The sequence below is a fragment of the Methylobacterium sp. JK268 genome (assembly GCF_054052225.1).
On sequence record NZ_JBSVZN010000031.1, the window covers coordinates 15,038 to 27,946 of the forward strand.

Genomic DNA, 12,909 nt, shown 5'->3' on the forward strand with positions numbered 1-12,909 from the left:
AGCACCTAACGCCGGGGAAGAGAGATGGTCCGGATGGGCGGCTGGTGCGCGTTCTCGGGCCGGGTGCGGATCCGGCGGCTCCTGGCCGCTTCGCTGATCGTCGGGGCGAGCGCGCAGGCCGCGCGCCCGGCCCGGTCGCAATCCAGCCCTGAGGACACGCCCTTCGATCCGGCCGCCGTGGTCCGCGGCATCGTGATCGACCGCGAGGCCTGCCGGGTCCTCGAACGGGCCGAGACGGCGGTTTGGATCGTCGCCGGCGGACGGGGCGCTTGCCTGCGCTACTACGCGGCCGGCCTCGCGCCCGCGCCCGGCCCCAACTCGGTCGCCGCCCTCTGGCTCAACGGCGACGTCCTCGGGGGCAAGGGCGACAACGCCGACAAGCACCAGCGCGGCATCGGCCCGCGGGACATGGTCGAGCAGGAGCGCCGTTTGTCCGCGCGCTTCGGCGTCCCCTGGATCTTCCTGGGCCGGCCCGGCTCCTACGGCAGCGCGGGCCGGCACTTCACGACGCGCGGCCGCCCGATCGAGCTCGACCTCGTCGACGCGGCGATCGAGGCGCTGAAGGCGCGCTACGGGATCCGCAGCTGGGCCCTCGGCGGCCATAGCGGCGGCGGCACCCTGGTCGCGGCCCTCCTGGCGCGGCGCCACGACCTGCGCTGCGGGATCATCTCCTCCGGTGCCGCGGCCTACCAGGCCTACCTCAAGGCGCACGGCCTCGACCACGGCGAGCGGCTGACCCGCTTCGATCCCGCCCAGGCGCTCGACGCCGTCCCGACGGATCCAGGCCGCCGCGTGTTCGTGATCGGTGATCCCCGCGAGACCAACGTCGTGTTCTCGTCGCAGACGCTCTACTATGAGGGACTGGTCTCGCGCGGACACGCCGCCCGGCTGGTGCCGCTGCGACGGGCGACGGATGCGCGCCACCACGGGCTCGTTGATTTCAGTGAGACCGCCACGGGCCTCTGCGCGTCGGGAGCCGCCACCGAGACGATCGTCCGCACGCTCGAAGCGATGCCGGAACAGCAGCCCCGGATCACGAATTGAGCCCGCCGGGGAGCCGGTCAGCCCCGCAGCGACAGGCCGAGCGCCTCGCCGAGGTCGCGCCCGTCGACGAGGCGGCGGCCGCGGCGCTTCAGGGCGCGCAGCTGCGCGGCCGTCGGGAAGCCGCAATAGGGCAGGACCGGCACCGCCCGGCCCTCCGGCACGCGACCGCTCCGGCGCACCTCCGCCAGAATGCCGTCGAGGAGCGGGCGCCCGGCCTCGTGCAGGCGGATCGCGGCCCGCGTGGCGGTCACGTCCGCGGGCAGGGACACCGCCTCCTGCGCCAGGATCGTCCCGGCGTCGATCTGCTCGGCGAGGCGGTGCACGGTGACGCCGAAGGCGGGTTCCTCGTCGAGGAGCGCGTGGAACGTCGGCACCGGCCCGCGATGGCGGGGCAGCAGCGAGGGATGCAGGTTGATGCCCCCGCGCGGCACCGCCGCCAGAGTCGCCGCGTCGAAGATCTGGTCGAAGTGGTAGGAGACGATCAGGTCGGCCCGGTGCTCGGCGATGAGGGCCGTGGTCTCGGGCGCGTTCACGGCGTCGATCGTCGCGTGCGGGATGCCGAGACGCCGGCACAGGGTGCGGAGCGGCGTCGCCTCGGGGACGTCGAGGCTGCCGCCGAGCCGCTGCGTCACCGGGGCGAGGCCGCGCACGAGGTCCGGCAGCCCGAAATTGACCCCGAGATACGGCAGGACGCCCGGGCCCGAGCGCAGGAGGTGCCGCCGCACCTGGCCGACGAGGCCGCCGGTGCTCGGCCGCTCGGGATCCGACAGGCCGACGAAGGCGATCTCCGCCGCGTGCTCCGCCACGAAGCGGCGCACCGCGCGGGCGTTCGGCAGGGCTTCGAGGGTGAAGAGGGCGATGCGCAGGCTCATCGTTGCTGGCGCTCGCCCATCCGGAAGCTGAAGCCGCGCATGCCGAGGCGGCGGAGGGACTCGGGCAGCAGCGCGGCGCCGCGGGCCGCCGCCGCCAGCGCCGCCGGGAAGGCGATGACCCCCTCGTCCCGGGCGAGGCCCTTGGCGATACGCTGCGCCGCCGCCTCGGCACTCATCTCCAGGGGCCGCCAGCCCTCGTAGTCGGACCCCATGGCGGTCCTCACGTAGCCCGGGCAGACCACGTTCACGCGCACCCCTCTCGGGGCGAGCTTCTCGCGCAGCGCCAGGCCGTGGGCGAGGAGCGCCGCCTTGGTGCCGCTATAGGCCGGTGCGTCGGGCAGGGGTGCAAGGGCCGCGAGGGAGGAGATCAGCGCCACCTGGCCGCGCCCGGCCGCCTCCATCCGGGCGAGGCTCGGCAAGGCGACGTTGAGCGCGCCCATCAAGTTCACGTCGAGGACGAGGTAGGCGGTCTCCTCCGTCTCGACGCCGCCCGCCGGGTGGCCGCCATTCACCCCCGCATTGGCGATGACGAGGTCGAGGCCGCGGCGGTCCGCGAGGTCGTCGATCCAGGCCCGCATCGCGGCGCGGTCCCGCACGTCGAGGCTGCGCGCCTCGACCTCGGCCCCGGCCTGCCGGCACGCGGCCGCCACTGCCTCGAGCCGGTCCGCCCCGCGGGCGTTGAGCGCCAGCACCGTCCCGGGCGCCGCGTAGTGCCGCGCCAGCGCGGCGCCGATCCCGCTCGACGCGCCGGTGATCAGGATGACGGGCATCAATGTCTCCTCGCCGGGCGATCGGCCCCGCCGCGCCGGCTATAGCGGCCCGCCCGCGGCACCGGAAGCGCCGCGCGCGGGCGGTGGGACGGTGATGCCGCTGACGATGGCCGGGGCAACCGGTGCATCGAGACGCCCGCTGACCTTGCCGGCCCCGATCGAGACCCGTCCCGGATCGGCGCGCAGGCTCCGGGGACGGTCACCGCACGCTTGACGGCGCCTGAGCGATATGGAACGGGCGCGGGACCGCGGCGAGCGACGACCCGCCCGAGACGAGCACCGGATGGATCACAGCAAGCTCAAGCGGTTCTGGCCCCGCACGGCGTCCGAGGTCGAGGCCCCGGCGCCGCGGCGGTCGCGGCGGCTCGGCAGCGATCCGATGTCGCGGCGCGTGCGGCTCACCGACCGGTGGGACGAGGGCTTCCTGCGCCTGCCCTCGGGCCGCGGCCTGCGGGACCTCAGCTACATCGTCGACGGGCTCGGGATCTACTACGACGCCACCGCCCCGAGCGAATTGGAGATCATGCTCGAAGAGGGTGGCTTCGAGACCGCCGAGACCCTGAGCCGGGCGCGGAGCTGCATCGCCCGTCTGCGGGAGGAACGGCTCAGCCTCGACAACGATCCGCGCCGCCGGTCCCTCCCCGACCTGATCGGCGGGACCGCCGCGCGCCGCGTGATTGTCGTCGACCAGCCCCGGGGCGATCCGACGATCGGGTTCGGCCTCGCGGGCGCAAGCAGCTTTCCGGCCATGCTGGCCGCCGCCGCGGCCGAGGAGCCGGAGGCCGAGTGCGTGGTGGTCATGGACCCGGCCGCCGCCCCGGGGGCCCGCGGCCACATCGACGCGGCGACGGCGGCGCGCTACGGCGCCCGGCTGGTGACGGAGCCGGTGACGGCCTGGTCGGTGGCCGAGGCGGCGACGCGCCTCCTGACGGTGACGAGCCATGTCGGCCTGGAGGCGACGCTGGCGGGGCGCGCCGTGACCTGTTTCGGGCTCCCCTTCTACGCGGGCTGGGGCTTCACCACGGACCGGCTCCACCTGCCCCGCCGCTCCCGGCGCCGCACCCCCGAGGAGGTGTTCGCGGCCGCCTACCTCGTCTGCTCGCGCTACTTCGACCCCTACGCGGGCGAAGCCTGCCTGCTGGAGGAGGCCATCGACATCCTGTCGCTGGTGGTGGGGCGGGAGCGGGAGAACCAAGCGCGCACCCTCTGCCTCGGCTTCTCGAATTGGAAGCGGCGCTCCGTGAGCGAGACCTTCGCGTCGCCCGGGAACCGCCCGACGATCCCGCCGAAGCCGGAACCGGTGCGCCCGGCCGACCTGCGCGGGTTCGAGCGCGTGATCGCGTGGTCGAGCCGGATGCCGGAGGGCACCGAGACGGCCTGCCGGGCGGCGGGCGTGCCGCTGCTGCGCATGGAGGACGGCTTCCTGCGCTCCGTCGGCCTCGGGGTCGCCCTGCGGCCCGGGGCCTCGCACGTGCTCGACGCGACCGGCGTCTACTACGACGCCACCCGCCCGAGCGACCTGGAGCACCTGCTCGAGACCGCGGCCTTCGACGAGGCGATGCTGGCCCGCGCCGCCGAGCTGCGCGAGGCGATCGTGGCGGCCCGGGTCAGCAAGTACAACGTGGGCGGGGCGCCGCTGCCGCCGCGGCCGCGGCCCGGCCCCCTGGTGCTGGTGGCGGGCCAGGTGGAGAACGACGCCTCGATCCGCCTCGGCACGATCGACATCGCCACCAACGCGGCCCTGCTGCGCCGCGCCCGGGAGCGGCATCCCGGGGCGGTGATCGCCTTCAAGCCGCATCCGGACGTCGAGGCGGGCCTGCGCCCGGGCTGGGTGCCGCCGCAGGACCTGGCCGCCCATGCCGACATGGTGCTGCGCGACGTCTCGGCGGCGGACGCCATCGACGCGGCCGACCACGTCGAGACGCTGACCTCGCTGATCGGGTTCGAGGCGTTGCTGCGCGGCAAGCCGGTGACGACGCACGGCCTGCCCTTCTATGCCGGCTGGGGCCTCACCGAGAGCCCGCCCTGCCCGCGGCGCACCCGGCGCCTCAGCCTGGACGAATTGGTGGCGGGCGCGCTGATCGCCTATCCGCGCTACGTCGACCCCCGCACCGGCCTGCCCTGCCCGCCGGAGGTGCTGGTGCGGCGCCTCGCCGAGGGCGATCCCTCCCTCTCCCGGCGGGAACTCACCGCCGAGGCCGTGATGAAGCAGGTCTGGTCGCTGATCTGGCGGCGGGTGCTGAAGCGGGGATAAGCCGGGTCGGACGGCGTTCGGGCGCAGATCCGGTTGCCGGCCGCTCCCCCCTCCGCGCGATCGTGTGCACACATCTTTGTAGTCGGGTGGTCAGCAGAGCGCTTCTGGAAAATAGAACATTCCTCAGGAGTGTTGTGCCTTCCAGACTCGTTCAGACGATGGGCTGGCGACAAAGATGTGTGCACACGGTCGCGCAGAGGGGGGAGGGTTCGCGGGCCAGTCCGACACCGACTGAGGTCGGACTGCCCCGCGTCAGGCGTTCTGCATCGCCTCGACCGCGCCGATCTCCGGCCCGAGCACCGGCGCCTCGCGCTGCCGGAGCGCGGCCCGGGTGCGAACCTCCAGCCACTTGCCCTGCGCGAGATCCAGGCGGGCGGCGGCGGCCTCGACCGCGGCCGCGAGACCCTCGCGCCGGTAATAGACGCCCCGGATCTGGATATTGGCGACGATCGCCTTGATGAAGGCGCGCCACAGGTCGGGGCGCGGCGGCGCGGCCTCGGTCCAGAACCGGTCGAGCGTGCCCTGATAGGTCAGGCCCGCGATGTCGTAGACGGCCGCGCCGAGCGTCATGGTCGGCTTGCCGGCCCGCATCGACCACATCCCGACGGTGCTGTTGACGGTGACGACCCCCTCGCAGCCGTCGAGCATGCGGCCGAGATCGCCGCCATCCACGTAGTCGACCCGGTCCGGCACGTTCCACTTCATCGCCGAGCGCCGGACGATGCGGCGCCAGTTGCGGATGTTCGGATCGAGCGGATGGATCTTGATCAGCAGCCGCGACCCCGCCGGGGCATGCGCCGCGAAGGAGCGGATCACCGTGTGGATCGGCGTCTTGAGGTCGAAGAACGGCGAGTAGGCCCGCAGCTGGAAGTCGTTCTCCATCTGCAGCGGCATCACGTAGTAGCGCGTGCCCGCCTCCCGCAGGGCGGCCACCAGCCGGTCGCCGCGCGGCCCGGTCCACTTGGCGCGCAGGATGTGCAGGGCCGAGGCGATGTAGACCAGCGCCGGATGATGCACCTGGTGCGAGCGGTAGCCCGGATACAGCCACCAGAGCCAGTTGCTCATCAGGTGGTAGGCCATGTCCCAGACGACCTGGGTCACGAAGCTGTCCCGGTAGCGGGGCGCGAGGTCCGGCTCCGGGACGTCCCGGGCCAGCTCCATCACCGCCTCGGGATCGCGCGGGAAGCAGCTGTCGCCCGACATGCCGTCGCGCTCGAAGGTGATCCAGTCCGGCCGCAGGTAGCCGAAATCAGTCACCGTCACCTTGAGGTCGCGGGCCTTGGCCGCGGCGATCGCCACCTTGTGGTAGAACCGCTGCTCGCCCAGGACCACGAGGTCCGTGACGCCCTCGCGGTCGATCAGGTCGGAGATGAAGGCCGGCCACTTCTCCCGCGATCCGCGGAAGTCGATGCCGCCCGGGCGCCGCCAGAACAGCCAGTCGCCGAAGCAGAGATTGACCCTCAGGCAGCGGTGACCGCGCGCCTCCAGGGCGGTCGCCGTGTCCGCGAAGAAGGGCGAGACGGGTCCCTGCAGGAACAGGAAGACCTGGCGCGTGGCCCGACCGGCTCCGCCCTCGCTCGCAGCATCAGCTCTCACGCAGTCACCTCGGGGCTGGTTGCAGGACGGCGGGGGACGACACGCCCACGTCGCCGCGGAGGGTACGGACCGCAACCCTCGAGGCAATGGCACTTCCGCAACACTGCCCGGGATTCACATGCCGGAAGCGTCGAAAGCGCCGCCCGTCCACCGCGGATCGGCCCGGAGCGCGTTCCGGGCGCCCCGCCCGCCAGCAACGGGACAATCGCGGCAGCAACAAGGAGAGGCATGGGTTTTCCCTCGGGATCCCGCCCCGCGCCGCCGGCGCCATACGCCTGTCGCATTCCCGCACGATCAAGCGGGGCCGTCCGCCCGCATCCCGGCGCGGCCTGTGGGTTGCGTGCAACACGTGCCCCGAGTCGGGGCGAGCGACCCGCCGGAAACCGGCTGTTCATTCGCCTGTGGCGGCACTCACTGCTAGGTTGCGGACGGTGCGCGGCCCGGCCCGTCTCGCGGCGGTGCCGCGGCGGCCCGCGCCGACGAAGGCCTGCGGGATCGTCCCGCGGGCCTTCCGTGTGGAGGACCCTGTATGGTGCGTGTTGGATCGCTCGCGGTCGCGGGAGCCCTGCTGCTCTCGGGCTGCAGCAGCTTCCTGCCGGCGGCCGGCCCGACGACGGGCGCCGTGAACGAGGGAGCGGACATCGCCACCGATCAGGGCCTGTTCGCCCGCTACGTGATCATCGACGTCGATGCGGCCGCCGTGGAGGCGCTGCGGGGCCGCCCGCTCGACAGCCTCGTCGCCTCCTTCGGCGACCGCCGGCCCTCGATCGCGCCGGTCATCGGCATCGGCGACAGCATCACGGTGACGATCTGGGAGGCGGGGAGCGGCGGCCTGTTCTCCGGCCCGGTCATCGCCGACCGCTTCTCGGCTGGCTCGAAGGCCTCGACCATCCCGGAGCAGATCGTCGGCCGGGACGGCGCGATCACGGTGCCCTATGCGGGCCGGATCCAGGTCGCGGGCAAGCGCGTCCAGGACGTGCAGACCGAGATCGAGCAGGTTCTCGCCGGCAAGGCGATCCAGCCGCAGGTGCTGGTGACCGACACCTCGCCGCTCAGTTCCAGCGTCACGGTGCTGGGCGAGGCCGCGAGCGCCGCCGGGGGCGCGCGGCTGACCGCGGCGGCCCTGCGGGGGCCGGTCTCGACGCTGGGCGGCGGCCGGGTTCCGCTCACGGAGCGCGGCGACCGCCTCCTCGACGTGATCGCCTCGGCCGGCGGCGTCGCGGCGCCGGTGAACGAGACCTTCGTGCGGCTGTCGCGGGGCCAGACCACCGTGACGGTGCCGCTGATCGCGGTGGTGTCGAACCCGCGCGAGAACATCTACCTGCGCCCCGGCGACACGGTCACGCTGGTGCGCGACCCGCAGACCTTCCTGGCGGTGGGCGCGCTCGGCGCCCAGTCGGAGATCCCGTTCAGCGCCGACGGCATCACCCTGGCGCAGGCCCTCACCAAGGCGCGCGGCCTCTCGGACTTCCAAGCCGATCCGGCCGGCGTCTTCGTGTTCCGCTTCGAGCCGGCGTCGGTGGTGCGCCGCCTGCGCCCGGACAGCCCGCTCCTGACCTCGCCGCAGGTGCCGGTGGTCTACCGGATCAACATGCGCGACCCCAACAGCCTGTTCGTCTCGCAGGCCTTCCGGATGCGCAACCGCGACCTCGTCTACGTGTCCAACGCGCCCTTCACGGAGGTGCAGAAGGTGCTCGGCGTGTTCTCGACGGTGACCTCACCGCTCAGCTCCGCCGCCTCCGTCTACACCACTACCCGGTGACGGCGTCGACGACGCGGATCGGGGCGCCCCGCCGCCAGGCGGCGATCGCCTCGACCGTGTCCTCGTAGAAGATCCGGTAGGTGTCGGCGGTGACGTAGCCGAGATGCGGCGTCAGCACCGCGTTCGGCAGATGGCGCAGCGGGTGGTCCGCCGGCAGCGGCTCGCGGTCGAACACGTCGAGCCCGGCCCGGATGCGGCCCTCGCGCAGGGCCGCGACCAGCGCCGCCTCGTCGACGAGGGGGCCGCGGGCGGTGTTGATCAGCACGGCGCCCGGCCGCATCAGCCCGATCTCGTCCGCGCCGACGATCCCCCGCGTCACGGGCGCCAGCACGAGGTGAAGGCTGACCACGTCCGCCTCCCGGAACAGCGTCTCTCGGGAGACGCCGGCGGCGCCCCCGGCCGCGGCGCGCTCGGGCGTGAGGTTCGGGCTCCAGGCGATCGCCCGCATCCCGAAGGCGGTCCCGATCCGCGCCATCCGGGCGCCGATGCGCCCGAGGCCGACGAGGCCGAGGCATCGCCCGTCGAGCGCCTCCCCGATCGTCTCCTGCCACAGCCCGGCCCGCATCCGGGCGAACTCGGCCGGCAGGTGGCGCAGGCTCGCGAGCATGAGCGCGAAGGCGAGTTCGGCGGTAGCGACGCCCCCGTTCCCGTTGCGGGTATGGCAGGCGGTGACCCCGGCCCGCGCCAGCGCGGCGAAATCGACTGAATGGGTGCGCCCGCCGGTGAACACCACGAGGCGCAGGTTCGGCAGGGCGGCGATCAGCGCCGCGTCGAGCGGCATGCGCTCGCGCATCAGGCAGAGCACCGCGTAGGGCGCGAGCCGGGCGGCCGCCTCCGCGGCCGGGACCGGCGCGTCGAAGACATCGACCGCGACGTCGGATCCGAGGCCCGTCCAGTCGGCGAGCCCGGCGGCGGCCCGCTGGTAGTCATCGAGCACCGCGACCCGGATCCGTTCCCGCTCGGCCATCTCGGTCTCCCCGCAGATCGTGGGATCTCCTTTACGATTCGCGGGCGGATCCGGTCCAGCCTCCGGCCGCGTGTGCTATGCTGGCAGGCGGCGGCCGGGCGCGGCAGGATCTCGCGGCGCGCAGGACGCCGCGGACAGGACGGCGCCGGCATGCTATGGGCGCGGCGGTCTCGGAGGACGGTGTCGGTGCGTGAGCGTGCGGGACGGGCTGCGGGGATGCCGGGGCGGACGGTGTCCGGCCGAAGGCGTGCAGGATGTCTCCGCGCCTGTCTCCTGAGTGCCGCCGCCCTCTTCGCCCTGCCCGCCTCGGCGGAGGTGGTGGTGGGCGTGGCCGTGCCGCGGACCGGACCGGTGGCGGCGATCGGCGAGCAGGTGCTCCAGGGCGTGCAGGCGGCCGTGAAGGAGGCCAACAGCCATGGCGGCCTCGCCGGGGAGACGATCGTCCTCGACGTGCAGGACGACGGCTGCGAGCCGGGCCAGGCCATCGAGGTGGCCGAGCGCTTCGTGCAGGCCGGGATCGGCCTCGTGGTCGGGCATGTCTGCTCCAGCGCGTCACTGGCGGCATCCGACGTCTACGCGGCCAAGGGCGTGGTGATGATCAGCCCGGCGTCGAATGCCGCGCGCCTGACGGACCGGGGCCTGCCCACGATCTTCCGGGTCTCCGGGCGCGAGGACGACCAGGGCCGGCTCTCGGCGACGATCCTGGCGGAGCGCTTCCGGGACAAGAAGATCGCGATCCTCTACGACGACACCCCGCTCTCGCGCAGCCTCGCGGATTCGACCAAGGCCAACCTGAACAAGATCGGCCAGAACGAGGCCCTGTTCGCGGCGATCGTGCCCGGCCAGACCGACGACGCGGCGCTGATCAAGCGGCTGCAGACGGCCGGGATCGAGGTGGTCTATTACGGCGGCCACTACCAGGAGATGGGCAAGCTGGTGCGCGCCGCCGCCGAGCAGGGCTACCGTCCGCAATGGTTCGGCACCTCGGGCATCGCCACCAAGGAATTCGGCACGCTGGCCGGGTCGGCCAGCAACGGCGTGCTGATGACCTTCAACCCGGATCTGCGCCGCAAGCCGGAGGCCGCCACGGCGGTGAAGGCCCTGCAGGCGGACGGGATCGATCCGGGCGGCTTCGTGCTCTACGGCTACGCGGCCCTGCAGGCGCTGGTTGAGGCGGGCAACTTCGCCCATTCCACCGACCCGAAGACGATCGCCGAGACGCTCCACGCGGAGCGCTTCACCCTCGTGCTCGGCAACGTCGGCTTCGACCAGAAGGGCGACGTGACGGCCCCGGGCTACGTGCTCTACGTCTGGCGCGACGGGGCCTTCACCTACGCGAATTGAGGAGCGGAGTTTGTCCTCTCGCTCTCCACCCTTTTCCGGACGACTGCAGCGGGAGCGGAAGGAGATCCGGAAACCAGCGCGAGAATCGCCGCGAAGCGGCTCCGCATGCTAGGAACGGTTCTGACGGACGGACGCTTCGCGGAGTCTTGCGCTGGTTTCCGGGTCGCATTCCGCTGTCGCTGCATGCGCCCGGAAAAGGGCTGGAAGGCGCGTCGAATTCCTCGCCTTCCCGGCGCCGACGATCATATCCGCCGAGGGGGAGGTGTTCTCCCGCTCCCCCTGCCGCTCCTCACCCCTTGGGCAGCCGCGCCTCGGTCGCGGCGATCAGCGTGCACAGAGCCACGATCTCGGCCGCCGCCTCGACCTCCGCGAGGCTCGGATAGGAGGGAGCGAGGCGCAGCAGGCTGTCGCGCGGGTCGCGGCCGTAAGGATGGGTCGCGCCCGCGGGCGTGAGCGCCAGCCCGGTCGCGGCGGCGAGGTCCACCACCCGGGTCGCGCAGCCCTCCGGCACTTCGAGCAGGATGAAGTAGCCGCCCTCCGGCTCGCTCCAGCGCGCCGCGCCGCTGCCGCCGAGGTCCCGCTCCAGCACCGCCGTGACCGCCCGGAACTTCGGCGCCAGCAGGCGGCGATGACCGTCCATCAGCGCCTCCAGGGCGCCCTCGCGGGCGAGGAAGCGGGCGTGCCGGAGCTGGTTGAGCTTGTCCGGCCCGATGCTGCGCTTGCCGGCATTGGCGAGGTACCAGCGGATGTTCGCCGGCGAGGCGGCCAGGAAGGCGAGGCCGGCGCCGGCCAGCGTCACCTTCGAGGTCGAGGCGAAGACGATCGGGCGGTCGGCCTGCCCGGACGCGGCGGCCGCCTCCAGCACGTTGCGCAGCACCGGCCGGCGCTCGGTGAGGTGGTGCAGCGCGTAGGCGTTGTCCCAGAACAGCCGGAAATCCGGGGCGCCCGCCGCCATCCCGGCCAGGCGCGCGACGGTCTCGTCCGAATAGATCTCACCGCCCGGGTTCGAATAGAGCGGGACGCACCACATCCCCTTCACGCGCGGGTCGCGGACGCGGTCCTCGACCACGGCGAGGTCCGGGCCGGACGGCGTCATCGGCACGGGCTCCATGACGATGCCGTAGGTCTCGCACAAGGCGAAGTGCCGGTCGTAGCCCGGGACCGGGCAGAGGAAGCGGATCTCGCCCTCGCGCGACCACGGCCCCGCGCCGCCCGGCACGCCCTTGAGCAGCGCGTAGACGAGGCAATCGTGCATGACCGCCAAGCTGGAATTGTTGCCGGCGACGACCTGCTCGGGCGGGGCGCCGAGCACCGGCGCGAAGAGCCGCCGCACCTCCCCGAGCCCCTGCAGGCCGCCGTAATTGCGGGCGTCCTCGCCGGATTCGGTGACGTGGTCGCGGTTCCCCGGCAGCGCGAGCAGGCCCTCCGAGAGGTCGAGCTGCTCGGGCGCGGGCTTGCCGCGGGTCATGTCGAGCTTCAGCCCCCTTGCCCTGAGGGCGTCGTGGCGATCGCGCAGGCGGGTCAGCGATTCCCGCAGGGCCTCGGGGGAAAGATCGGACAGCGGCGTCATCGGTGGAGCTCGATGTTGAATCGGGGCGAGCCTCGCGCCCGCGCCGATAGGCGTCAACCCGCGTCACCCGGCGGGCGGGCGCGGCGAAGCTGCGCCGCGCAAGAAAAAACGGCGGCCCCGAAGGACCGCCCGTCATCGACGATGGCCTGCGCTCACTCGGCCGCTTCGTCGACCACCTGGGTCGGGCCCGAATCCTTGCCCCGGGCGTCGACGTCGCGGTCCACGAACTCGATCACGGCGAGCGGGGCGTTGTCGCCGTAGCGGAAGCCCGCCTTCATGATGCGGCAATAGCCGCCCGGCCGGCCCTGGTAGCGCGGCCCGAGCACGTCGAACAGCTTGCGCACCATGGCCTCGTCGCGGATCTGCGCGATGGCCTGGCGGCGGGCGTGCAGGTCGCCGCGCTTGCCGAGGGTGACGAGCTTCTCGACCACCGGACGCAGGTCCTTGGCCTTCGGCAGGGTGGTGACGATCTGCTCGTGCTTGATCAGCGCGGCCGAGAGGTTGGCGAACATCGCCTTGCGGTGCTCGACCGTCCGGTTGAAGCGGCGGCCCCGAAATCCGTGACGCATGGCTGTCTCCATTGATTGTCGGCCGCCGTGCCACGGGCCGGCCGGTCTTCGTTCGTCTGAGCGAATGGTGAGGGGCGAAGGGCGAACGGGGCCGGGCCCCGGGATCACCGGATCGCCCCTCTCGATGAGCCTCGTGAGGCTCATCGAGAGGGGCGCGGGGA

At 73.0% G+C, this 12,909-nt stretch carries 10 protein-coding genes; 4 read left to right on the plus strand and 6 right to left on the minus strand.

The window, feature by feature from the left end:
- The first annotated feature begins 24 nt into the window (after positions 1–24).
- Positions 25–1,044, plus strand: a complete 1,020-nt coding sequence (locus ACW9J6_RS26465; RefSeq protein WP_457119336.1) for an alpha/beta hydrolase family protein — start codon at positions 25–27, stop codon at positions 1,042–1,044.
- 17 nt (positions 1,045–1,061) lie between these two features.
- Here the strand turns inward: ACW9J6_RS26465 and ACW9J6_RS26470 are convergent, their stop codons facing one another.
- Complete coding sequence (locus tag ACW9J6_RS26470) at positions 1,062–1,916, minus strand: formyltransferase family protein (RefSeq protein ID WP_457119337.1); 855 nt, start codon at positions 1,914–1,916, stop codon at positions 1,062–1,064.
- A complete protein-coding gene (locus tag ACW9J6_RS26475; RefSeq protein WP_457119338.1) occupies positions 1,913–2,686 on the minus strand; it encodes an SDR family NAD(P)-dependent oxidoreductase in 774 nt (257 codons plus the stop codon). The genes ACW9J6_RS26470 and ACW9J6_RS26475 overlap by 4 nt, the downstream gene beginning before the upstream one ends.
- Positions 2,687–2,969: 283 nt before the next feature.
- Here ACW9J6_RS26475 and ACW9J6_RS26480 point away from each other — a divergent pair, with 283 nt between their 5' ends.
- Entirely contained in the window at positions 2,970–4,940 is a 1,971-nt protein-coding gene (locus ACW9J6_RS26480; RefSeq protein ID WP_457119339.1) for a capsular polysaccharide biosynthesis protein, read from the plus strand.
- A gap of 252 nt (positions 4,941–5,192) precedes the next feature.
- Here the strand turns inward: ACW9J6_RS26480 and ACW9J6_RS26485 are convergent, their stop codons facing one another.
- Positions 5,193–6,536 carry a capsule biosynthesis protein gene (locus ACW9J6_RS26485; RefSeq protein WP_457119340.1) on the minus strand — a complete coding sequence of 448 codons (1,344 nt, stop codon included), beginning with the start codon at positions 6,534–6,536 and terminating at the stop codon, positions 5,193–5,195.
- Positions 6,537–7,065: 529 nt separating this feature from the next.
- Here ACW9J6_RS26485 and ACW9J6_RS26490 point away from each other — a divergent pair.
- Positions 7,066–8,298, plus strand: coding sequence for a polysaccharide biosynthesis/export family protein (locus ACW9J6_RS26490; protein WP_457119341.1), 1,233 nt, complete (start codon positions 7,066–7,068; stop codon positions 8,296–8,298).
- Here ACW9J6_RS26490 and ACW9J6_RS26495 read toward each other — a convergent pair.
- Positions 8,288–9,265, minus strand: coding sequence for a D-2-hydroxyacid dehydrogenase family protein (locus ACW9J6_RS26495; RefSeq protein WP_457119342.1), 978 nt, complete (start codon positions 9,263–9,265; stop codon positions 8,288–8,290). The two genes, ACW9J6_RS26490 and ACW9J6_RS26495, sit on opposite strands and share 11 nt — an antisense overlap.
- A 216-nt stretch (positions 9,266–9,481) precedes the next feature.
- Between ACW9J6_RS26495 and ACW9J6_RS26500 the strand changes: the two genes are divergently transcribed.
- Positions 9,482–10,609, plus strand: coding sequence for a branched-chain amino acid ABC transporter substrate-binding protein (locus ACW9J6_RS26500; RefSeq protein WP_457119343.1), 1,128 nt, complete (start codon positions 9,482–9,484; stop codon positions 10,607–10,609).
- A 289-nt stretch (positions 10,610–10,898) separates the two neighbouring features.
- Here the strand turns inward: ACW9J6_RS26500 and ACW9J6_RS26505 are convergent, their stop codons facing one another.
- Positions 10,899–12,179 (minus strand): aminotransferase, encoded by a 1,281-nt coding sequence (locus tag ACW9J6_RS26505; protein WP_457119344.1) that lies wholly within the window; start codon positions 12,177–12,179, stop codon positions 10,899–10,901.
- A gap of 152 nt (positions 12,180–12,331) precedes the next feature.
- Entirely contained in the window at positions 12,332–12,748 is a 417-nt protein-coding gene (gene rplQ, locus ACW9J6_RS26510; RefSeq protein ID WP_457119345.1) for a 50S ribosomal protein L17, read from the minus strand.
- Positions 12,749–12,909: the final 161 nt, after the last annotated feature.